This is a genomic window from Granulicella rosea, from assembly GCF_900188085.1.
Classification (GTDB): Bacteria; Acidobacteriota; Terriglobia; order Terriglobales; family Acidobacteriaceae; genus Edaphobacter; species Edaphobacter rosea.
Genome location: NZ_FZOU01000004.1, coordinates 51876 through 73912, shown reverse-complemented (window position 1 = coordinate 73912; position 22037 = coordinate 51876). Strand labels below are relative to the sequence as shown.

Genomic DNA, 22037 nt, shown 5'->3' with positions numbered 1-22037 from the left:
GAGTCATTGATGTCCGATGTCAGCGAAATACTCAAAGAGTTTTTAGTAAAAGAATCCATGTTGGAGGCGTTCGGCAAGAAAGTGCACTCTCTCGTTGAAGAGATTTTGAATCATCGAGACGTTCGAGTTCACTCTGTTAGCTATCGAGTAAAAAAAGCCCAAAAGGTGGAAGATAAAGCAAAGCGAAAGAACTACGAGCGTCTCGATCAAGTCACCGATCAATTGGGTCTTCGAATTATTACCTATTACGAAGATGAAGTTGACCGGGTTGCGGCGCTCATTGGCAAAGAATTTGAAGTTGATCAAGAGCATTCGGTGGATAAGCGAATACAAGAAGATCCCGAGAAATTTACATACTGTCTCTTCACTATGTCTGCTCTATAAATAAAGCCCGTGCAAGCTTAAGCGAATATCAACGATACGCGGGAGAGAAGATAGAAATTCAAATCCGGTCTATCTTGCAGCATGCGTGGGCGGAGATGGAGCATGATTGGTATGACCTTCAAGATCAGTTACCAAGAAACATAAAAAGGCGTTTTTCGAGATTGGCCGGACTGCTTGACCTGGCGGACTCAGAATTTCTGGATATGAGGAAGAAAAAGCTCGAATATGAAAGGTCTGTGTCGGTCCGTCTCGAAGCTCAAGTTCCTGACATGTCAGACGTAGCGATTGATCAAGTTTCTTTAAAGAGCTTTACCGCACAAGATGTACTTGTAAAAGAACTTGACGCCAAGATTGCAAAAATTAGAAACCTAGAGCTGCAAAGTGAGAAAACCCCAGAAAGCTTTCGACCTCAAGTTGAACTTGTCTTAGCTGCGGGTCTCAGGACGTTAGAAGAACTGCGGAACTCGTTGGCGGTCCACCGCGATGCAATCATTGAATATGTAGAGTTATGTAAGAGCATCTGGGATCGCCGCGGAAAACCAGCAAACATTCTTCCGGGCGTCAGCGTTCTTTATTTAGTGGTTATACTCCTTGCAAAAAAAGGCGACCAAGCTGCGCTCGCTGTGTTTAAGAAGGCTCGCCTCGTCGTCCACGATGGGTTTGACGAACAACTCGAAAATGCTCGCAAAGCACTAGGAAATATAAAATCGGAATAAAGTTAGAGCTTTATGCTGTACCCAGATTCGCAGGTTGAATCTAGGACGCGGCGGATGAGCTTGTCCGAAATCCCGTGGACTCGATATACTCTACCCATGACGCTCACCTTGGACCCACAAGCCGAACAGTTCATTCAGCAGGAGATCGACGGTGGCCTCTACGCCAATCCGGCCGAAGTGATCCAGTCCGCGCTCGAACTTCTCAAAGCGGATCAGATCTGGGCGGCTGAGGAGAAGGCCGATCTGGATCGCCGGCTCACTGAGAGCATGGCGCAGATCGACCGTGGTGAAGGCATCCCCGGCGACAGGGTGCGCGACGTGTTGGCGCAGCTTCGGGCCGCTCGCAAGGGATGAGCGGATACGAGCTTTCACCGCAGGCCATCCTCGATCTGCATGAGATTCTCACCTATCGGGAAGAGCACTCGGGCATAGACGCCGCCGAAGAACTCCAGGAGCAGATACTCATCGCTATTGAGCGGCTGGTTGTAATGCCAGGCATGGGGCATCGCAGGAGCGATCTAACTGAGCTACCTTACTTCTTCCACGGAGTGAATCCTTATTTGATCGTGTACGCGCGCGAGACGGACCCGCTTCGAGTGCTTGCGATCGTACATTCTTCACGCAATGTCCGGAGACTCCTGAAGCAGCGCTTTCGTTGAACGGATTGCGCAACTTTAGACGGGAAGTGCGGGTTTGTGGGCTACATGCTCATGGACAGATTGACGAAAATCGTTCACTCCGCACAGCAACTTTCGTCTCCAACCTTGCGTCTGAATGGCTTAGTAAGACCGGAGGCAACATGAAGAATCAACTCCTTATCGCGTCAACCGCAGTTCTTCTGGCCGTTGGATCGGCCGTTTCGTCGCAGGCGCAGATTGTCGTCCGCATTGGACCTCCGCCTCCGCGTGTGGTGGAGACGGTGCCGCCGCCGCCGCCGGAGCATCGTGATTGGGCATGGCATGCGGGTTATCACCGCTGGGACGGCAACCGCTATGTCTGGGTTCCGGGAGCGTATGAGCGTCCGCCGCATCCGCACGCGGTCTGGGTCGAGGGCCACTGGGATCATCGTGGCGGCGGGTACGTCTGGCGCGAAGGCCACTGGCGCTAACCCCACTCCGCAGAGCGTTTTAGTATGGAACGGGCCGATTCGGCCCGTTTCCCATTTTAAATCGAATTCGCTTTATTTCGCATTTCGCCGTCGATTCATGCCGCGCCGGGGCAAAACCCTCGTAGTATAGAAGATGCTGAGCGGCACACCGGTCAAGCAGGGAGTATCAAATGGCATCTGGAACAGTGAAGTGGTTTAACGACGCAAAAGGTTTTGGTTTCATCACCCCGGACGACGGCAGCGAGGATCTCTTCGCGCACTACTCCGCAATCGCCTCGAGCGGTTTCAAGTCGCTGCAGGAAGGTCAGAAAGTGACCTTCGAAGTGACCAAGGGACCCAAGGGCAAGCAGGCTTCGAACATCCAGGCCGCCTAACCCTTTGACCGGAATCATGGCTGCAACCCTCGTGGTTGCAGCCATTTCCATTTAAACCGTATGCTGAATGCATGACCCCTGAAGATCGCGCGCGGCGCATTAAAGTTCTCGTATTCGACGTCGACGGCGTCCTGACGCATGGCGAAATTTCGGCCATCCCCCAGCCTGACGGATCGGGTGTGGAGTTCAAAGGTTTCAGCGCGCACGACGGGCTGGGCATATCGCTGGCGCGGTTGGGCGGGCTGCGTGTGGGAGTGATTACGAAGCGGCAGTCGCAGGCGGTGGCGATCCGGATGCGCGACCTGAAGATGGAGTTCGTCTACCAGGGGCAGGCGCATAAGTTGCACGCAGCGCAGGAGATCGCCTCCAAGGCCGGCGTCACGCTCGACGAGATGGCCTATGTGGGCGACGATATTGTCGATCTGCCGGTGATGCGGGTGTGTGGCTTGGCGATCGCGCCGGCGAATGCGCGTCCGCAGATCAAAGCCATGGCGCACTACATTACGCCGAACGCCGGCGGAGACGGCGCGGGGCGGGATGCGATCGACTACATCTTGACGGCGCAGGGCTCGCTCGACGGGGTCATCGAACAGTACCTGGATGAGGACGACCCAGCGGCTCGGTCGTCGGACATCGGCAGCGGAAGTATGTAGGCGCCGCTCCGGGCCATGTGCTCAGGGAGCGGCGATTCTTCGTCTCTATCTTTGCGGATTCGACCTCCGCCAGGCCGATTGTCTTGGCGGATACCCTGCTTTGGGAAAGACATTTTCGGCAGCGGTTCGACCTCGTATAGTAGTTGCAACATCTTCTATCTTTCATGTTGTACGGGCCCGCGCTTGAGATCGGCCTTCTTCCCGGAGTTTGATGGAAACGCGCCTTGTTCTCGCCGCAGCTTCGATCATTATCACGGGCGGCTGCCTGGCCTTCTTCGCCGTACGCTTCAGCAACCCTTTCCTCAAGGGGCTGGGCTGGCTTGCCGGGTCGTTTGCCTGCGGCACCATCAGCACGACGCTGTTGACGCTGACGGGCAAGGCGCCGGAGTTTCTCACCGGCTTTGTCGCCAACGGGCTGACGATCCTGGCGTATGTCTTTGTTCAGTCCGCTATCCTGGAACTGTCCGAGCGCCGGTCGAAGTTTTCCCGGGTAAGCCTCATTCTGCTGGGCTTGTGGATGCCCACTACCCTGTTTTTCACTTATGTGCAAAACAGTCACCAGATGCGGATCGTCTTCGGCGACCTGCTGGTGGCTGCGCAGGCGGGGCAGAGCGCGTTCTATCTCTTTCGCCGGATGGAGCGTGGGTTGCGCGCGCCGGCCTGGTATACAGGGGCGGTGCTGGCGGCGTTCGCTGCGTTCAATGTCTTTCGCAGCACGGCGGTCGGGTTGCACGGAATCGCCCAGGACATCCTCGCGCCGAGCGAGCTGCAGTTCTTCAGCGTCATCATCTACCTCGGAACGGCCCTGGGCGTGGCCCTCGGCTTTTTCTGGATGACGACGGCGAAGCTCCGCTTCACGCTTGAGCATCTGGCGTCCACGGACTCGCTGACCGGCGCGGCGAACCGGCGAAATTTTCAACTTCTCTGCGAGAAGGAGCTCTCGCGCAGCCAGCGCTCGGGCGAGCCTTTTTCGCTGCTGATGGCCGACATCGACCACTTCAAGGAGATCAACGACAGGCATGGGCATGAGGCCGGCGACACCGTGCTGTGCGCAATCGCGGGCCTGCTGCAGGAGCAGATTCGGCCGAGCGACACCCTCGGGCGCTGGGGCGGCGAAGAGTTTGTGATGCTTCTGCCGGCCTGCGAACTGGAGGGCGCGGCCGCCATCGCAGAGCGTCTGCGCGAGCGAGTCTCCCATTGGTCGGCTCCTTCGCGCGCAGGGAATCTGGACGTTCAGGTGACGATAAGTCTCGGCGTTGCCATGTTTCGCGGACGCGGAGACACGCTGGACGATCTTTTTCGCCGTGGCGACGAGGCGCTCTACCAAGCCAAAGCGGCTGGCAGAAACTGCATTCGGTCTGTGGATTAATCTCTCAATTTAGGCGAACAAAGAACGAATATCGCGCTACAATCATCGCATGACGGTAGCTCCAACCCTCGACGAAGCGACACCGCCGCCTGCGATTCCGGCGTCGCTCGCGTGGGCGCACCCCGTGGTGCAGGAGTGGTTCGTGGGCCGGTTCGGCACGCCGACCGAACCGCAGGAGGCGGGCTGGCCTGGCATTCTGGCGGGGGAAAGCACGCTGATCTCCGCCCCGACCGGCTCGGGCAAGACGCTTGCGGCTTTCCTCGTGTGCATCGACCAGTTGCTGCGAAAGGCGATCGCCGGGACGCTGGGGCCGTCGACGGAGGTGGTGTATGTTTCGCCGCTAAAGGCGCTTTCGAACGACGTACAGAAGAACCTCGACCAGCCGCTGCGCGAGATTCAGCAGCTCGCGCTGGAACGCGGTTATCTGAGCACGGAGATTCGCACCGGCGTGCGTACCGGCGATACGTTGACGAAGGATCGGCTGACGATGCTGAAGCATCCGCCCCACATCCTGGTGACCACGCCGGAGTCTCTCTATATATTGTTGACCGCTGGAAAGTCGCGCGAGAACCTTCGCCACGTTCGGACAGTGATTGTCGACGAGATCCACGCCATTGCGGACGACAAGCGAGGAGCGCATCTGGCGTTGTCGATCGAGCGGCTGGAGGCGCTGGTATGCGGCGAAAACCGGCTGACGCCCGGCGGCTTCCTGATGGGCCACGGCACGCCGCCCTTGCGCATCGGCCTCTCGGCGACGCAGAATCCCATCGAGCTGGTCGCGAGCTTTCTCACGGGCGTTGGGCCGGGGCGCGTGCCGGCAAAGATTGTGCAGGTGGGCCAGCGCCGTCATCTGGACCTCGCTATCGAGGTTCCGTCGGACGAACTGGGTTCGATCGCAACGACCGTGATGTGGCAGGAGATCTTCGACAAGCTGGCTGCCGTGACGGAGCAGCACCGTAGCACGCTGGTCTTCGTCAACACACGGCGGCTGGTGGAGAAGATCTCCTTTGAGCTGGCGGAGCGGCTGGGAATCGAACATGTCGCGGCGCATCACGGATCGCTCTCGCGCACGTTGCGGCTGGACGCGGAGCAGCGGCTGAAGAACGGAGAGATCAAGATTCTCGTCGCGACGGCCTCGCTCGAGCTGGGCATCGACATTGGCGACGTGGACCTGGTGTGCCAGATCAATACCACTCGCGCGGTCGCGGTGGCGATGCAACGCGTAGGACGGGCGGGGCACTGGCGCGGCGCGATCCCCAAGGGGCGTTTCTTCGCCACCACGCGCGACGATCTGATGGAGCAGGCCGCGCTGATCCGCAAGATGCGTGCCGGGGAGCTCGACCGGCTGGAGGTTCCCGAGGCGCCGATCGATGTGCTGATGCAGCAGCTGGTCGCCTGTTGCGGCGCCGAGCCCTGGGACGAGACGGCTTTGTATGACGTCGTGCGGCGGGCCTATCCATATCGCGACCTGACGCGCACGCACTTCGAGGAGTTGCTGACCCTGCTCCATGAGGGGATCGAATCGTCGCGTGGACGCTATGGCGCATACCTGCTGCGCGATCGGGTGCAGGGGCATCTGCATCCGCGGCGCGGCGCGCGGATGACCGCGATCGCGAACGGCGGCGCGATTCCCGACACGAATCTTTTTGCCGTCATTCTGCAGCCGGAGGGCGTGCAGATCGCGACGCTGGACGAACACTTTGCGGTGGACTCCTCGCCGGGCGACGTCGTTCTGCTGGGCAACAATAGCTGGCGGATCCAGAAGGTCGAGTCAGTTGGCCGGGTGCTGGTGGAGGATGCGCATGGCGCGCCGCCGAGCATCCCGTTCTGGGAGGGCGAGGCGCCGCAGAGGACAGCTGTGCTCTCGGACGGCGTCGGTGAGCTGCGCGAGGAGATCTCCGCGCGGACCGCCGGCGTCGCGCCGGCGAGCGTTCGGACGACGAATCCAGAGGTGGCGGCGGCGATTCGCTTCTTGACGGAAGAGTGCGGCGTATGCGCCAGCGGCGCGCTTCAGCTCGTCGCCTACGTGGTGGCCGGGCGCGCTGTGCTGGGAGCCGTGCCGAGCAAGACGACGATCGTCGCCGAACGCTTCTTCGACGATGGCGGCGGGATGCAGTTGATTCTGCACGCGCCCTTCGGCGGGCGGGTGAACAAGGCATGGGGGCTCGCGCTGCGCAAGCGCTTTTGCCGTGGCTTCAACTTCGAGCTGCAGGCCTCGGCGACGGACAACGGGATCAATATCTCGCTGGCCGAGCAGCATTCGTTTCCCCTGGCCGACGTCTTCCAGTTCCTCACGGAGCTGACCGCGCAGGATCTGCTGGAGCAGGCGGCGATCGCGAGTCCGATCTTCAAAAACCGCTGGCGCTGGGCGGCTGGGCGGTCGCTGCAGTTGCTGCGCATGAGCAAGGGCAAGCGAATCGCGCCGCAGATTCAGCGGACGCGTTCGGACGATTTGATGGCGAACGTCTTTCCGCAGGCGGCTGCGTGCTTTGAGACCATCGTTGGCGACATCCAGATCCCGGATCACCCGCTGGTGCGCGAGGTGATGAAGGATGTTCTGGGCGAGGCGATGGACCTCGAAGGGCTGAAGGAGGTATTGCGGGGAATCGCGGCGGGAACGATTCGTTGCCTTGCTGTCGACACCCCCGTGCCGAGCCAGTTCGCGCACGAGCTGATCAACGCGATGCCGTATGCGTATCTCGACGAGGCTGGGGCCGAAGAACGCCGCGCACGGGCGACGACACTGCGCCGGGGTCTGCCTGCGTCGGCGGCCGAGGATGCGGGACGGCTCGACCCGGCTGCGATCGAGACGGTGCGGGCGCAGATCTGGCCGGACCTGCGGGATGAGCATGAGCTGCACGATCTGTTGCTGTCGCTGGTCGCGTTGCCGCTGGCCGCGCTCGATACCGAAGAGGCGCGCGACTGGCCGGTGTTCTACGAGCGGTTGGTGCGGGCCGGGCGGGTGCATACCGTCCTGTGCGATGAGATGCCGTGCTGGGTAGCGACTGAGCGTCTTTCCCAGGCGGCGACGCTGTGGCAAGGCATATCTGCAACGGAAGAGGTTACAAAAGAAAAGGCTGTTCGGCAACTGGTACAGGGATGGTTACAAATTCTCGGACCGGTAACCGCGAACATGCTGGCGCTGCGGCTGAGCCTTCCGGCGTCGGCGCTGCATCAGGCGTTTCTCGCGATGGAGATGCAGGGGCTGCTGCTCCGCGGAGCCTTCGAACATGCGGCGGCGAGCGATCCATTGGATGAGGAGTGGTGCGAGCGGCGGATTCTGCAGCGCATTCATCGGCTGACGCTGGGAACGCTGCGCAAGCAGATCGAGCCGGTGACGCCGGCGGTCTTCCTGCGCTGGCTGCTGGGCTGGCAGCACCTTGCGCCGCAGACACAGCTCGCGGGCGAGGAGGGCGTATTGGCCGCGCTCGAGCAGCTTGAAGGGTTTGAAGCTCCTGCGGTCGAGTGGGAGCGAACTTTGTTGCCGGCACGGGTTGCGGAGTACGATCCGCGCTGGCTGGATGCGCTTTGTCTGGCGGGCGTCGTGGGTTGGGGACGTGTGTCGCCGCATCCGGCCTGGTCGGCGGGCGATGGGGCCGCGCCACGCCGGGTGATCCCGACGAACGCGGCGCCGATCACGTTTTATCTGCGGGAGAGCGCGGACTGGCTGCCGCATGCGCTGGCGGCGCAGTGTGTGGATGAGGGTGTGCTGGCGCGAGCGCTGTCCGCCGAGGCGCTACAGGTGCGGGAGCTGCTGCGGCAGCGTGGGGCGTGCTTCAGCGCCGATCTGCAGCGGGTGACCGGTCTGACGAAGCAGCAGACGCAGCATGCGCTTTGGGAGTTGGCGACGGCCGGGTTGGCGTCGGCCGACGGTTTCGACCAGCTTCGCGCGATGATGGATCCGCGCCGCAAGGCTGCGGTGGTGGAACCGAAGCCGGCGAGTCTGGCGAAACGCGGGCAGGCTCGTACGACCGCAGGCCGATGGTCTTTACTGTGCGACGAGGCGTCTGCCCCGGCAAGCAGGCCGACCCAGCAGGAGGCGATTGCGGCGGCGCGGCGCACGGATGCTGCGCTGGAATCGGCGGCGAGGATGTTGCTTTGCCGCTATGGCGTACTCTTCCGCGATCTACTGGGGCGGGAGTCGAATGCGCCGAAGTGGCGCGATCTGCTGCCGATTTTGCGGCGGCTGGAGGCGCGGGGAGAACTGCGGGGTGGCCGGTTCGTCTCGGGGTTTGGCGGGGAGCAGTTTGCGCTGCCGCAGGCGGTGGAGAGCCTGCGGGCTAGCCGGAGTCAGGCGTCGGAGCGGGAGATTATGGTTGCGGGCGCCGATCCGATGAATCTTGTCGGGATTGCCGTGCCGGGGGATCGGGTCTCGGCCGCGCCGGGGAAGACGGTGCGTTATCGCAATGGGGCGTATGTGCCGGATGCCGAGGCGGTGGTGCGGGCGAAGACAACGCGGGTGAGCGAAGGTTCGTCCGGTGAAAATGAAGTTGCGCCAGCGGCGGCGCGACAGGCGGATGCGCCATTACGATTGTTTCAGTGACCGAACCGATTCAGCCGCGACAGCTCGATGAAGAGGACTTCTACTTCGAAGGGCCTTTTTGTGTGTTTACGGAGAGCTATCACCGGAAGCGCGGGTACTGCTGCGAGTCGGATTGCCGGCACTGTCCTTACCGCGATGCGGAGGGCGATGTGCTCGATGAGGCTCGGCAGACTTGATGTTTCGTGACTGGATGTTGGGGAAAGGCTTCTTCGAGAGCCGTCAGCTGCAAGTTTTTCAGCCGTCAGCCTGACCCATGTCGCTCCGGCTTGTCTTGGTGGGAATAGCCAATAAGGCGGCTACGGTGTGGGTGCGGCCGGTGGTGGGGCCGGCGCATCCGCCGGCGCCGCAGGTGCGGCTGCTGGCGTGACGGCGTTTGGCGTCACGATCAGGGCCATGCGAGGGAAGCTGAAGCTGCCGCCGGCGTCGTCGATCATGTTGACCTGGCAGATGTAGTTGCCTGGCTTGAGCGCGCCCAGCGGGACGTCGAACTGGAAGGTGACGGCGTCACGGTCGGGCGTGTTGAGCGAGGTGGCTTCGATCAGCGGCGTCTCGAAGACTTTGCTGCCGCCGGTCATGAACTCGATGCTGGTGAGCAGGCGAATGCTCTTGCCGGCGGATTTTTGCTGGGCGGGGTCGTAGACCTCGTAGAGGAAGTAGAGGTGCTGGTCCTGGCGGAAGACGTGCGGAATGTTCGGGATCAGCTCCATGCCTTCGCGGACGAGCGGGCTGACGGCGCTGCCCTTTGGAACCTTCTGGTTGTTGGGGATGCGCTGGCTGGCGAGCACGATGGAGCTCATCTTCGGCGCAGCCTTCTTCAGGTCGGGGACGTTCAGGTCGGTCTCGAAGCTGCCCATCTGGCCGGTCTGGTTCTCGCGCACGACGAACTTCAGGTGGTAGTGGCCGGGCGCGAGTGTGAAGCCGGTGGAGTACTGAATGTTCTTCTGCTTGGCGTTTAACGTCGGGTCGAGGTTCAGTTTGACGGTGTCGCGGATGTTGCCGACGGCGATGCCCTGCGCGTTCTTGACCTGGCCGAGGATGTCGAGATTGGCCTTGTCCTTATCGCCGTTTTTGAGGAAGGGAATCTGCGAGCCGGGCACGATGAGGCTGATGGGGACGTAGAAGCGGTTGTCGGCGAGGCGGAAGTAGAGCGCCTGCAGGTAGAGCGAGACGTCGGTGGCGGGCAGGTCGCTGCGCATCTGCTCGGTCAGGGCGAGTTCGCGGTCTTCGTTCTTCTGGTGCTGGAAGTCGGCGGGCGCGTAGTAGCCGGGGCGGTAGTCGAGCTTGACGTCGTTGCGGTTGAGTTTGATGGTGAGGTGGCGGAAGCGGCCGTCGTGCGCGGGGTCGGTAGAGTGGAAGCCGAGGATGTAGTAGGCCTCGGTGTCGTGCTGGACCTGCTGGAAGGCGGGGGCGAAGTCGTTGTTGTCGAAGAAGGCCTTGCCGCCGGTGTCGGCGCTGAGGGTGGCGAGCGTCTCCTGCGAGGCGAAGTTGGAGTCGAGCCGGCTCTGCATCGCCGCGCCGCTGTAGGCGGAGGTGCCGCGCAGGCTGCCGGTGGAGGCGTTGCCGACCGGTGGCAGCGCTTCGAGACCGCGCGAGTCGACGCTGTAGATGGCCATGTTGGCCTTCACGGCGGCGTTGGTGGCGGCGCGCAGACTGGCCTGGTTTTCGACGCCCTGCCGAGTCAGGCCGCCGGAGAAGTAGAGCATGCTCTTGCGCTGGTCGACGCGTTCGAGGCTTTTGGCGATGGTCTGGATGGCGTAGAGCTCGCGGTCGGTGTTGAGCGCGGCGTACTCGCTGTCGTCGGCGGTGTAGGAGCTGGCGTCGTCGGCGGTGCCGTCGGTCGTGCCGTCGCCGCCGGCGGTGAAGCCGGTGCCTTCGCTGCCGTTGTACTTGCCGAGGCCTTTGAGCAGGAGCGCCTTGTCGGCGGTGAAGTCCTGGTCCATGGTCAGGCCGGTGGAGAGGCTGACGAGCGCGACCAGGTCCGCGGGTTGCATCTTCTTGTTGACGAAGTCCTGCGCGCTCTCGACGGCGCGGTCGATATCTTCGGGCTGCATGGAGCTGAGGTCGAAGAGCATGACCATCAGACGATGATCGTGGAGCTGGTCGGGAGTGGCGGCGAGGTTGTGGTTCAGCAGGTCGGCGATGGTGGTCTTGCCGCTGACGGTGGTCTTCTCGGCCAGCACGGCGGCCTGATCGACGTTCTGGTAGTCGAAGCTGGCGACCTTCTGGGGCTTGCCGTTTTCGAAGATGGTGAAGTCGGACGCCTTCAACCCTTTGACGACCTCGCCGGTCTTCTTGTCGCGCACGACGACGTTGGTCAGCACGATGTCGGTCCGCACCTTCATGACATACATCTGCGGCTGACCGTTCTGCGTGGGATCGGTCTGCTGCGCGGCGAGCGGGGAGACGGCGAGCAGGCAGGCGAGCGCGCTGGCGATCAGGCTGCGGCCGGGAGTGGGACGGGTTCTGTATGCGTGCGTCATCGGTGCTCCATCTACCCAGAGCTCAAAGCCCTGTTTCTTGCCCTCGATGATTCATGAGGCTGAAGCCCCATGCTTCCACCGAAACTGCTAAAACCTGAAGCGGCCGTTGAACTGCAGTGAGCGGCGCGCGCCTACGCCGCTGACCTCGCCGAAGGTGGGCGAGTTGAGCGTCGTGTTGATGGATGTGTACTGCACGGTGTTGAAGACGTTGGAGGCGGTGACGCGGCCTTCGAACGAGCGTGTGCCGCCGAAGGTGACCGTGCGCGAGAGAGCGGAGGAGATCGTGACCGAGCCGGGGCCTTCGATGTCTCCGCGCGAGGCCGTACCATAGGTTCCAATGGCGGGCGCCGAGAAGGCCGCCGGGTTGAACCAGCAGGAGTCGTAGTTCGCCAGGCAGGATGGGCCGCCGCGCCGCAGGTGGCCGGGACCCTTCACCGGGACGCCGAAGTTGCGATTTGGACGCAGGGAGCCGGTTGCGCCGGAGGCTACTTCCTGCGGCGTGCCGGAGTAGTGAGGCGTGTTGTAGGTGCCGGTCGAGAAGGTGTACGTGCCCGAGAGGTTGTAGCCGTCGAGGAACTTCGACCAGAAGCCGCCCGCCGCGAGGAAGGCACGGTTGGGTCCGAACGGCAGCTCCAGCACCCAGTTGCCGCTGACCTTGTGCCGGACGAGGAACTGGCTGTTGCCCTCCTCGGCGTTCAGATCGAGGTCGTTCTGCGCGACGACGGTGGCGCTGCCGCCGATCGACGAAGCGTTGTCGAGGGAGTGGCCGTAGGTGTAGGTCGCCTGGATGCTGATGCCCTTCTGCTGGCGCTTGCGCAGGCTGATGGCGAGGATGTTCGAGCGCGAGTAGCCCTGCGAATCCTCGTAGTTGAAGGGCTGGGCCGAGGCGTCGAGCAGACCGGTGGCCGTCCGGTTCGGCGCGCGGACGATGTCCAGATCGCCGCCGACCGAGGCGTTGTAGTCGATGTTAAAGACCGTCTGCAGCGGCAGAGTCTTCTGCATGCCGAGGTTGAAGATCTGCACATGGCCCAGGCGGTAGTCCTTGTTCACGCTGTAGTTGTTCTGCGTGGTGACGGTGGAGCAATTGAAGGGATGCGCCAATGTCAGATAGTTTTGGCCAGCGGGCAGAGTCGGGAGCGGGGTGGTGCTGCCGACGGTGGCTGCCGAGACGCAGCCTGTCGTGCCGGAGCCAGCGGAGGTCGGGACGGAGTTGGTCTGGGTGAGCGCGAAGGGGGGCTGGAAGGCGAGCTGGCGCGCGAACGAGGCGTACTGCCCCGTGTTGAAGTTCAGCCCGTAGCCGCCGCGGATGACGAACTCCTTGGTCAGCTTGGGGAAGTACTTCGACGGCACGCGGTAAGCGAAGCCGAAGCGCGGCGAGTAAAGCGTGTGGTCCGGGTTGACGAGCGAGGAGTTGAACTTGCCCTGGTACGTGCCCACCTGGCCCGGCTGCACGGCGTCGACCGCGGTGAAGTTGGCGTTGTGGTCGAGGTTGACCATGCGGTTGTTCTTCTCGGAGTAGGGTCCGAAGTACTCGTAGCGCAGGCCGTAGTTGAGCGTGATGCCGCCCTTTAGCCGGAAGTCGTCCTGCAGGTACCAGTCGTAGACGTTCTCGCGCAGGTAGATCTTGTTCAGGCTGCCCTGGATGCTCGAGGCCTGCGGCAAACCGAGCAGGAAGTCGGCGAAGCCGGAGCCGGTGGCGTAGCCCGAGAAGGTGAGCGTGCCCAGCGGGTTCGAGCCGCCGTAGCTGTCGGCGTGGACGCGGCGGTAGTCGAAGCCGGCGCGCATGTTGTGCCGCTTGTGGCTCCAACTGACGAAGTCCGAGAAGCTGATGGTCTGGCCGATGCTGTCGCTGGGCGCGGACTGGCTGACGCCGTTGAATCCGGTGAACGAGAGGTTGGGCAGACCGTAGAAGAACGGGTTGGCTTCGAGCGGGGTGGAGATGCCGAGGTTCACGGCCGGACTGTTGGAGCCGTTCGTGAAGTAGTTGCGCCCCATGCTGTGCGAACGGTTCCAGGTCACGGAGGCGTTCTCGGTGAAGCGGCCCTTGCCGATCGTGTAGCCGGCCGTGACGCCGTAGCCGTTCGACTCCGACGCGCCGCCGAGCGGAAGGAAGATATTGCGGTTGTCGCTGGCGGAGTGCGTATAGCTGCCGTTGAAGTTGATGTTCTGGCGCAGCGGCTGCGGTCCGTTGCCCTGCTGCTGGCGGCGTCCGCCGCCAAAGGTGGGCGCCGCGCCGAGGTTGCGCACGTAGCGCAGCGAGGCCTGCGTGCTGTTCGAGCCGGCCGTCGTCACGGTCTGGTAGTTGTATCCCTGCGCGCCCACGTTGGCCACGTTCGGCGCCGGGTAGTATCCGCTGGCGAGCAGCGCCTGCGCGACGGGCGAGATGCTGGAGCAGGTGGGCGTCGCCACGGTGCAGATCGTGTCGTTGGCAAAGGGCTGGCCGGTCTTCGGATCGATCAGGGTAACGCCGGAGCCGGTGAAGTTTCCGGCTCGCTCAGCGACGGTCGGAACGATGCCGTTCAGAACGGACGGGCTGATGCCGCGCGTACCGGTCACATTGACGAAGACGAACTGCTTCGTATCCGGCTTGAGCAGGCCCGGGATGTACGGCGTGCCGGTAAAGCTGACGCCGAAGGAGTTCGTATAGTTGCCGGGCTGCGCGGTTGGCAGGCCTGCGACGGAGAAGGGCGCCGCGTTCAAAGCGCCGTTGCTGCCGGTCCAGAAGATTGCGCCGTGCGGCTGCGCGGGATTGAATCCGCGGAATCCGCCGCCCCCACCCCCGCCGCCTCGTCCGCCCCCACCACCGCGTCCGCCGCCACCGCCTCCGCCGCCGGGTCCGCCGAATCCACCACCGCCCATGTACGGGCTGAGCATGCCGGCGACCGCGCTCATCATGTCGGTCCCCTGGGCGCCCTGCGCGCGGGCCTGGGACATGGCGTCTTCGATGCGCTGGCGAACCTCATCCTCGTTCATGCCGCCGAGCTGGTTGGTCTGGCCCTGCTGGCCGCTGACCGCGACCGACTCCGCCGAGGCGACGTCCGCGCCGAGCCCGCCGAGCGTCGGCTGCTGCACCCCGGTGGCGCCGCCGCCCGCGCTGGCGTCGGTCTGGGTGTTGTCTCCGGTCATCGAGAGCGACTGCATGCCGCGGGCAAGCGCGCTGGCGGTTGCGGTGGCCGTCGCGCCCGTGGCGGCTGCGGCCTGCGCGGCCGCGCGGGAGGCGAGCTCGAGGCCGAGGTCCGCGACCTGGTCGGTCGCCTCGGCGGTGATGCGAACCTCCTGCGTCGCGGGCGCGAACGCCGCCAGCTCGGCGCGGACGACATAGCGGCCGGTGCGCGGAATGGTCATTGCATAGGCGCCGTTTACGTCGGTCGTCGTGGCGTACTTCTTGCCGGTCAGCGTGTTGGTCGCGGTGACCGAGACGCCGGGCAGCGCCACGGGACCGGCCTTGACCGTGCCGTGAATCGTGCCTCCGCCGGTGGTGGTTGCCGTTGGGACCGGGGCTTGGACCGGCGCCTGCGCGGGGGCTGCATCCTGGCCGAGCGCGAACGGAGAGCAGGTAAGCGCGACTCCTGTGAATGCAACATGGAGAACTCCCGAGGCTCGAAACTTCACGTTCTTCTTCCTCATGCCTTGGGCTCCGCCGCCGAGTCGGCTGGAGTCGTGCCCGCGGGAGCCGCGCCGTCCTGATTGCGGCGCCGGCGCTGAATGCCTGCCGCGGCCGAGTCGGCCACGCGCACCTCGGTCGGGATGAAGACGCCGCCCTTGATCGCCCCCGGTCCGGCGACGACATCGCCCACCTTGAGGTCGGCAAGGGTGATGCTCTCGCCGCCGCCGCCCTGCTGGCGTTGCTGTCCATCGGCGGGGGGATTGCGGCGCGGACGGTCGGGATTGTTGCCGCCTCCGCCTCCGTTGCCGCCACCCATGCCGGGACCCATGCCCATCATGCCCATGCCGCCGCGTCCGCCGCGCCGGAAGCTGGTGTCGTCGTCCAGGCCGATGACCTGGGTGACGCCGTCCTCGCGCAGGATCGTGAGCTTCAGCGCGTCGGTGTCGATCTTCGTCACCTTGCCCGCGATGTAGGTCTTGCCCATGGCCTCGCGGGCTTTCTTGAGCTGCTCGGCGTCGACGACCTGGAGGAACGCCGCGTGGAGAGTCTTGTTCGGCGCGTCCAGCACGCCCATGGCGCCGAGGCCGTCCTCGGCCTTGACGTCGGCCAGCTTCACCTGCTCGCGTCCCTTGCGGATCTGCGTGTTCGGCGTGGTGACGACCTGGTAGACCTCGCCCTCCTGCGTCTTCACGGTCAGGTGTTCGGGCGCGACGGCGGTAACGGTTCCGCGGATCATCTGTCCGCCGGGAATGCCGCCCTGCTTGCCGCCGCCGGCTGGCGGTCCACCCTGCGGCGGGCCGTCCTGGGCGGGTCCACCCTGGCCGAGGCACGCGTGTGCCGTTGCAAGTACGAGGATGCCGAGCGTCGCCGCCCTCAGATATCTACCCAGGGTGTCAGTCAACATGGACGTTCTCCCGAAAACCGTCTCCGAAAATTGCCGCATACCCTTACAGACGGTGACTCCCCGGGAAAGACTCTGTGGGTTGAAGGATATTTTGCCGGTCGCGATAGACTTAACGGAAGCCTATGCACGATGTCGCCTACAAGCCCCACGAAGAGCAACATTTCGAGTCGACCGAGACCGTCCGTGACATCGTTATCGGGCTCTCGGATGGACTGACGGTTCCGTTCGCCCTGGCGGCCGGACTTTCGGGCGCGGTGGCGAATGGACGCCTCGTGGTCCTGGCCGGATTGGCGGAGATCGCCGCCGGGTCGATCGCGATGGGGCTGGGCGGATATCTCGCCGCGCGAGGCGACGCCGAGCACTACGCCTCCGAGTTGCGGCGGGAGCGGGAAGAGGTCGTTTCACGCCCGCAGGACGAGGCCGAAGAGATCTACGAGATCTTCGAGCAGTACGGCGTCTCGCGGGAAGAGGCGACCCCGGTGCTCCAGGCGCTCGAGCGCAATCCGCCCGCTTACGTCGACTTCATGATGCGGTTCGAACTCGGTTTGGAGAAGCCGGCGGAGAATCGCGCGCACCGTTCCGCGCTCACGATTGCGGGCAGTTATATCGCCGGAGGCATGGTTCCGCTGCTGCCCTACATGCTGGTCGATGACAACGCTGGCGCGCTCCGGCTTTCGGTGTGGATCACGCTGCTGGCGCTGGCCGTCTTCGGCGCCCTGAAGGGCCGTCTGGTGGGAACCGGAGCGTTGCGCAGCGCGGTGCAGACGACGCTGATCGGCGGCGTTGCAGCCGGCGCTGCCTATGGCCTTGCGCGGCTGCTGAACCACGGATCGTAAGCTATTTCGCGATGACGATTTCCAGGTACTCGCTGGGGAGCACCATCGTGCCGTCATGCGCGACGTTCAGCGAGGCGACGAGCTCCATCAGGTCGGCGGTCAGGGCGGCCTGGCCTGCCGCGTCCAGTGCGGCGAAGGTCCGGTTCATCGGGCCGTAGTAGGCCTTGAAGACCTCCAGCCAGTTCTCGGGCGAGGGCGAGCGGAAGTGGAAGTTCTTCGTCGTGGCTTCGATGGAACGGGCCCCCGGAAACAGCTCCTTCAGCCGCGCCTCCGTACCCCAGAGCGACGGCGGGTTGAGCCCTGCCGGTGGCGGCACGTACTTGCCGATGCGCTTGAAGATCTGACCGACGAAGCCAGCCGGCGTCCAGCAGGCGAGGCCGATCCTGCCGCCCGGCCGGACGACGCGGAACATCTCGGCGGCGGCGGCTGTCTGGTTCGGCGCGAACATGACCCCGACGGTCGACAGCGCGGCGTCGAACTCGCCATCGGCAAACGGCAGGTTCTCGGCGTCGGCGACCTGGAAGTCCATGGTCAGGCCCTCCGCCGCCGCGCGCAGTTTGCCGCGTTCGAGCAGGCTGGGGACGTAGTCGGTCGACGTGACGAGGCAGCCGCGCCGCGCCGCCGCGAGCGAGGCGTTGCCGCTGCCGGCGGCCACGTCGAGCACGCGCCATCCGCTGCGCACGTCCATCGTTTCGCAGAGCAACTCGGCCATCAGGACGATCGCCGTGCCGACGACGGCATAGTCGCCCGTGGCCCATGCGGCCTGCTGGCGTACTTTGATGGCGTTGAAGTCGGGCGTTGGACTTGGCGTTGTGCTCATGGTGACGCTCCGTTCGCGGGTTTGGTGAATCCGCAGATTCCGCAGAAGATGCCGGTTCAAAAAGGGAAGCGGATCGCGACCTTTATATCATTCAAAAGTTTCTCCCCTTCTGTCGTGTCGCCGTGGCAAACTAATCCATCGCGAAATCGCTTGACGCATCCAAAGCATCAGACCTTTTGCAGAAGTGAAAAGGGAGAGGATTTCAAAGGCATGCCGACCCAAACCAGCGTCTCCAATACCGTTGCCGCCGATCTGCTCGACCGCTTTCGCGCGGTCCGCGCCGCCACGCTTGCCTTTGCCGCGCCGCTCTCGCCCGAGGACATGATGGTGCAGTCGTGTCCGGAGGCCAGCCCAGTCAAATGGCACCTGGCCCATTCCTCGTGGTTCTTCGAAACCTTCGTCCTGGCTGACTTTGCCGCCGGTTACGAGCCCTTCCACCCCGACTTCCGCTGGCTCTTCAACTCCTACTACAACTCACTGGGCGATATGCCGGAGAAGAAGCTCCGCGCCAGCTTTTCCCGCCCTCCGCTCGACCAGATACTGGCCTTTCGCGCGCATGTCGACGCGGCCATCGAGCAGCACCTGGAGAGCAATCCTCCGGACGAAAGCCTGCGCCGCATCCGGCTCGGCCTGGAGCATGAGCAGCAGCATCTGGAGCTGATCGCCACCGACATCAAGCATGCGCTGTTTACGAATCCGCTGCACCCGGCCTACCTGCCGTTGTCTGAACGCAGCGAGGAAAAGATCGCCCCGCCGGTGGAGTACGTGAACTTCGCCGGTGGCCTGACGCAGATCGGCGTCAGCCCCGATCCGGCCGCGCTCGACCAGTTCGTCTTCGACAACGAGACGCCCCGCCACACCGTGTATCTGCAACCCTTCGCGCTGGCCTCGCGGCTGGTGACCTGCGCCGAATACCTGGCGTTCATCGAGGACCACGGCTACACCCGGCCCGAGCTGTGGCTCTCCGAGGGCTGGACGGCGATGCGCCACGAGGGCTGGCAGGCGCCGCTCTACTGGCGTCGCGACGAGCATACGAACGCGGGTTGGAGCATCTACACGCTGCATGGCTTTCAGGCGCTCGACGACCTCTCCGAGACGCCGGTCTGCCACCTGAGCTTCTTCGAGGCGGACGCCTTCGCACGCTGGGCGGGCAAGCGCCTGCCGACCGAGTTCGAGTGGGAGCATGCGGCTGCAACCTTGCCGTTGACCGGAAATATGCTGGAGTCCGGCGCGCTGCATCCGGTCGCGGCCGGCTCGGGCGAGGGCTTGCAGCAGATGACTGGCGATGTGTGGGAGTGGACGGCGTCGGGCTACACCGGCTATCCCGGATATCGCCCGCTGCCGGGCGCGCTGGGTGAGTACAACGGCAAGTTCATGTCGTCGCAGGTGATCCTGCGGGGCGGCTCGTGCGTTACGCCGGCGAGCCATATCCGCGCCAGCTATCGCAACTTCTTCGGGCCGGCGACGCGCTGGCAGTTCTCCGGGCTGCGGCTGGCGCAGGACGTCTGAGCATCCAGCCCTGCCATCCTGAGCGAATCTATCTTCGCCGGGCAACCATGAATGTTCGAGTCACCTACGCCCGGAGCCAATGTGTCGTCTTTCACTCAGGAAGTTACCGCTGTAAACGCCGCCGTCGCGCACGAAGCCTACACCGGACTGACCGCCAGCCCGAAGACCCTGACGCCGTGGCTCTTCTACGACGAGGCCGGATCGCACCTGTTCGAACAGATCACGGTGCTGCCGGAGTACTACCTCACGCGCACCGAGCGAGCGCTCTTCGCGGCGCATGCGGACGAGATTCTCGAGGCCGCGGGGGGCGTCCAGCCGGTGACGCTGGCCGAGCTGGGCGCGGGCACGGCGACCAAAACGGGCATCCTGCTTGCGGCGGCCGTGCGGCGGCAGGCGTCGGTGCTGTACCAGCCGATCGATGTCTCCGAGACCAGCGTCGAGGAGGCGCGCGAGAATATCGAACGCAACATTCCGGGCGTGGTCGTCGAGCCGCAGGTGGCGAATTACATCACCGAGCCGATCCGGATCGAGCGGCCTCACGATGCGCGGGTGCTCGCGCTCTACATCGGTTCGAGCATCGGCAACTTCGCGCCGGATGAGGCTGTGGCGATCCTGCGCAACCTGCGCGGACAGTTGCAGGTGGGCGACTCGCTGCTGCTGGGCACGGACCTCGCGCCGGGCGGAACCCACAATGGGGGCAAGTCCGTCGCCTCGCTGCTGGCCGCCTACGACGACGCGCAGGGCGTGACAGCCGCCTTCAACCGCAACGTGCTGGTGCGGCTGAACCGCGAGCTGGGAACGAACTTCGACCTCGATCGCTTCCGCCATCGCGCGCGTTGGAACCCGCTTGCCTCGCGGATCGAAATGCATCTGGAGTCGGTCGGCCCGCAGACCGTGACGCTGCCCGCTGGAGCGGAGACGCCCGCGGTGCCGATGCGATTCGCCGCGGGCGAGACGATCCATACGGAGAACAGCTACAAGTTCACTCCGGCCATGATCGCCGCAATGCTGAAGCCTGCCTGTTTTGCGACGTCGCGAACGTTTATGGATGCGCAGAATCTGTTTGCAGTGACGCTGGCGACGGCTGTTTAGTTCGGGCGATTTGCCTTCGGTGGACGCGTGGGCTTTTCGTTAGAAGTTATGCCCGTTCGACCAGTCCCGCGCGCGGTCGTAATACTGCTTATCGCGCCAGACGCCACGCGCCCAGTCATCGCCGATCGAGGCGAAGAGCTTGCGCGCGGTGCTTGCGTCCTTGTACTTATACGCCATGTAGGCGAGCACATTGGCGGTCTTGCGCGTTGCGCCGAACTGGGTCTGCAGCACCTCGGCGCCGCGCTGGATGCGTTTCCAGTCCATCTGCTCGACGGGGAATTTTCCGTTGCTCCGGCTGATGAGGGTGGAGGCGATCTGGAAGTAGAGCATGTCGCCCGCGTCGCCGCCGCGTTTATCGGCCGAGCGTTTCGCGAAGGCGGCGGCCTCGCCCGGTTTGCCGTCCCACTTGGGCAGCAGGTAGTTAGCGTACTGCTTGTACAGGTAGTAGTAATCGGGTTCGAGCTGGATGCCGCGCTCGAAGGTGTCGCGTATGCGGGCCTCGTCCCAGCTCTGCGCCAGGCCGACGGTCATCATCTCGGAGTACCACTGCGGGCACATGGCATGCAGGTTGGCGGAGTTGGTCAGCACCATCTGCGACTCGGCGATGCGCTTGTTGAAGAGCTCCCAGCCCTCGGCCGTGACCGTGTTGGCCATGCCGTTCCCGCGCGCGACCCATGCCCAGCGGTGCAGGCTGGTCGAAAGCGCGATGCGCGGCGTGATCGACTCCGGCCGCTTCAGCATCCAGTGTTCGAGGTGAGCGATATGGTCGACGCTGTCCTGGTCGGTCAGTTGCGGGGCATCGAGCGCGCCGTAGAAGACGCGGAGCTTCCACTCGCCGCCGGGCAGGCGCGTGCGGTCGCGGCGGTACTCGTCGGCCATGCGCTCCAGGTCGTCGAACTTCTCTTCGATCAGGTCGGCTTCGACCTCCTTGATCCAGCGCTTCTCCTGCTTGTTGAACGCCTGCTCGTCGGCGTCGGATGCAGGCGGCGCCGCAGCCTGCGCGCGAGCGCGGCTCGGCTGCAACAGCAGAATGGCGGCGAGTGGCAGAAGGAATCGGGCAGAACGAAGATTCAGCATGGCAGCGCTCCAGCGAACGCAACCAGCCTACGTTGGCCCCGGCAGCCAGGGCAAGCAAAATCTAGCGGCGGTAGTCGCCGCTTTTGCCGCCGCTCTTACGCAGCAGCACGACCTCGCGGATGCGGATGCTCTTGTCGAGCGCCTTGGTCATGTCGTAGACGGTGAGCGCGGCGATCGATGCGGCGACCATCGCCTCCATCTCGACGCCGGTGCCGGCCGTGGTGGCCGCGGTGGCTTCGATGGCGACGCCGCCCGCCACGACCGTGGCCTGCACGTCGACGAAGCTGAGCGCGAGCGGGTGGCACATAGGGATAAGCGTCGAGGTCTGCTTTGCGGCCTGGATGCCGGCGAAGCGCGCAACCTCGAGCGGGTTGCCCTTGGGGTTCTGCGGCAGCGCGGCGAGCACGGCGTCGGAGAGCTCGACGAAGGCGCCGGCGGTGGCCTCGCGGCGGGTGGCGGCCTTGGCGCTGACGTCGACCATGTGGGCCTGGCCGGCGTCGTCGAAGTGGGAGAGTTTGTCCATGGGTTCAGGGTAATTCAATGGCAAGACGAGATGCGGGGATCT

19 protein-coding genes are annotated in these 22037 nt (G+C 64.0%); 13 read left to right on the top strand and 6 right to left on the bottom strand.

The window, feature by feature from the left end; genetic code table 11:
- Positions 1–9: 9 nt before the first annotated feature.
- From CHB87_RS12180 to CHB87_RS22750, 10 genes are all read left to right on the top strand, one after another.
- The gene (locus tag CHB87_RS12180) at positions 10–384 is read left to right on the top strand and encodes a RelA/SpoT domain-containing protein (RefSeq protein WP_089408733.1); all 375 of its coding nucleotides are present in this window, start codon (positions 10–12) and stop codon (positions 382–384) included.
- 95 nt (positions 385–479) lie between these two features.
- A complete protein-coding gene (locus tag CHB87_RS12175; RefSeq protein ID WP_245817965.1) occupies positions 480–1100 on the top strand; it encodes a hypothetical protein in 621 nt (206 codons plus the stop codon).
- A 96-nt stretch (positions 1101–1196) separates the two neighbouring features.
- Positions 1197–1454, top strand: coding sequence for a ribbon-helix-helix domain-containing protein (locus CHB87_RS12170; RefSeq protein WP_176441720.1), 258 nt, complete (start codon positions 1197–1199; stop codon positions 1452–1454).
- A complete protein-coding gene (locus CHB87_RS22885) occupies positions 1451–1759 on the top strand; it encodes a type II toxin-antitoxin system RelE/ParE family toxin (RefSeq protein WP_089408730.1) in 309 nt (102 codons plus the stop codon). Before CHB87_RS12170 ends, CHB87_RS22885 begins: the two co-directional genes overlap by 4 nt.
- A gap of 140 nt (positions 1760–1899) precedes the next feature.
- Entirely contained in the window at positions 1900–2208 is a 309-nt protein-coding gene (locus tag CHB87_RS12160) for a YXWGXW repeat-containing protein (protein ID WP_089408729.1), read from the top strand.
- Between the two features lie 170 nt (positions 2209–2378).
- A complete protein-coding gene (locus CHB87_RS12155) occupies positions 2379–2582 on the top strand; it encodes a cold-shock protein (RefSeq protein ID WP_089408728.1) in 204 nt (67 codons plus the stop codon).
- Positions 2583–2653: 71 nt separating this feature from the next.
- On the top strand, positions 2654–3235 hold the full coding sequence (locus tag CHB87_RS12150; RefSeq protein ID WP_089408727.1) for a KdsC family phosphatase: 582 nt from the start codon (positions 2654–2656) through the stop codon (positions 3233–3235).
- Between the two features lie 211 nt (positions 3236–3446).
- The gene (locus tag CHB87_RS12145; RefSeq protein WP_089408726.1) at positions 3447–4604 is read left to right on the top strand and encodes a GGDEF domain-containing protein; all 1158 of its coding nucleotides are present in this window, start codon (positions 3447–3449) and stop codon (positions 4602–4604) included.
- Positions 4605–4653: 49 nt separating this feature from the next.
- The gene (locus CHB87_RS12140; protein ID WP_089408725.1) at positions 4654–9147 is read left to right on the top strand and encodes a DEAD/DEAH box helicase; all 4494 of its coding nucleotides are present in this window, start codon (positions 4654–4656) and stop codon (positions 9145–9147) included.
- Positions 9144–9323, top strand: a complete 180-nt coding sequence (locus tag CHB87_RS22750) for a DUF5522 domain-containing protein (protein WP_089408724.1) — start codon at positions 9144–9146, stop codon at positions 9321–9323. Before CHB87_RS12140 ends, CHB87_RS22750 begins: the two co-directional genes overlap by 4 nt.
- 120 nt (positions 9324–9443) lie before the next feature.
- Here the strand turns inward: CHB87_RS22750 and CHB87_RS12130 are convergent, their stop codons facing one another.
- From CHB87_RS12130 to CHB87_RS12120, 3 genes are all read right to left on the bottom strand, one after another.
- Positions 9444–11627, bottom strand: a complete 2184-nt coding sequence (locus tag CHB87_RS12130; RefSeq protein ID WP_089408723.1) for a VWA domain-containing protein — start codon at positions 11625–11627, stop codon at positions 9444–9446.
- An 87-nt stretch (positions 11628–11714) separates the two neighbouring features.
- Positions 11715–15254 (bottom strand): carboxypeptidase-like regulatory domain-containing protein, encoded by a 3540-nt coding sequence (locus CHB87_RS12125; RefSeq protein ID WP_089408722.1) that lies wholly within the window; start codon positions 15252–15254, stop codon positions 11715–11717.
- The gene (locus tag CHB87_RS12120; protein ID WP_089408721.1) at positions 15251–16138 is read right to left on the bottom strand and encodes a hypothetical protein; all 888 of its coding nucleotides are present in this window, start codon (positions 16136–16138) and stop codon (positions 15251–15253) included. Before CHB87_RS12120 ends, CHB87_RS12125 begins: the two co-directional genes overlap by 4 nt.
- A gap of 122 nt (positions 16139–16260) precedes the next feature.
- Between CHB87_RS12120 and CHB87_RS12115 the strand changes: the two genes are divergently transcribed.
- A complete protein-coding gene (locus CHB87_RS12115) occupies positions 16261–16974 on the top strand; it encodes a VIT1/CCC1 transporter family protein (RefSeq protein WP_089408720.1) in 714 nt (237 codons plus the stop codon).
- A gap of 1 nt (position 16975) precedes the next feature.
- On the opposite strand, the gene CHB87_RS12110 is transcribed toward CHB87_RS12115, so the two are convergent.
- Positions 16976–17794 (bottom strand): class I SAM-dependent methyltransferase, encoded by an 819-nt coding sequence (locus tag CHB87_RS12110; protein ID WP_089409076.1) that lies wholly within the window; start codon positions 17792–17794, stop codon positions 16976–16978.
- A 210-nt stretch (positions 17795–18004) separates the two neighbouring features.
- On the opposite strand from CHB87_RS12110, the gene egtB reads away from it, so the two are divergent.
- Together egtB and egtD are read left to right on the top strand one after the other, a co-directional pair.
- A complete protein-coding gene (egtB, locus tag CHB87_RS12105) occupies positions 18005–19303 on the top strand; it encodes an ergothioneine biosynthesis protein EgtB (RefSeq protein WP_089408719.1) in 1299 nt (432 codons plus the stop codon).
- Positions 19304–19384: 81 nt separating this feature from the next.
- Complete coding sequence (egtD, locus tag CHB87_RS12100; RefSeq protein ID WP_245817963.1) at positions 19385–20395, top strand: L-histidine N(alpha)-methyltransferase; 1011 nt, start codon at positions 19385–19387, stop codon at positions 20393–20395.
- A gap of 39 nt (positions 20396–20434) precedes the next feature.
- Here egtD and CHB87_RS12095 read toward each other — a convergent pair whose 3' ends face one another.
- Both CHB87_RS12095 and moaC read right to left on the bottom strand, forming a co-directional pair.
- A complete protein-coding gene (locus CHB87_RS12095; protein WP_089408717.1) occupies positions 20435–21472 on the bottom strand; it encodes a DUF4034 domain-containing protein in 1038 nt (345 codons plus the stop codon).
- 61 nt (positions 21473–21533) lie between these two features.
- Positions 21534–21995 (bottom strand): cyclic pyranopterin monophosphate synthase MoaC, encoded by a 462-nt coding sequence (moaC, locus tag CHB87_RS12090; RefSeq protein ID WP_089408716.1) that lies wholly within the window; start codon positions 21993–21995, stop codon positions 21534–21536.
- Positions 21996–22037 lie beyond the last annotated feature (42 nt).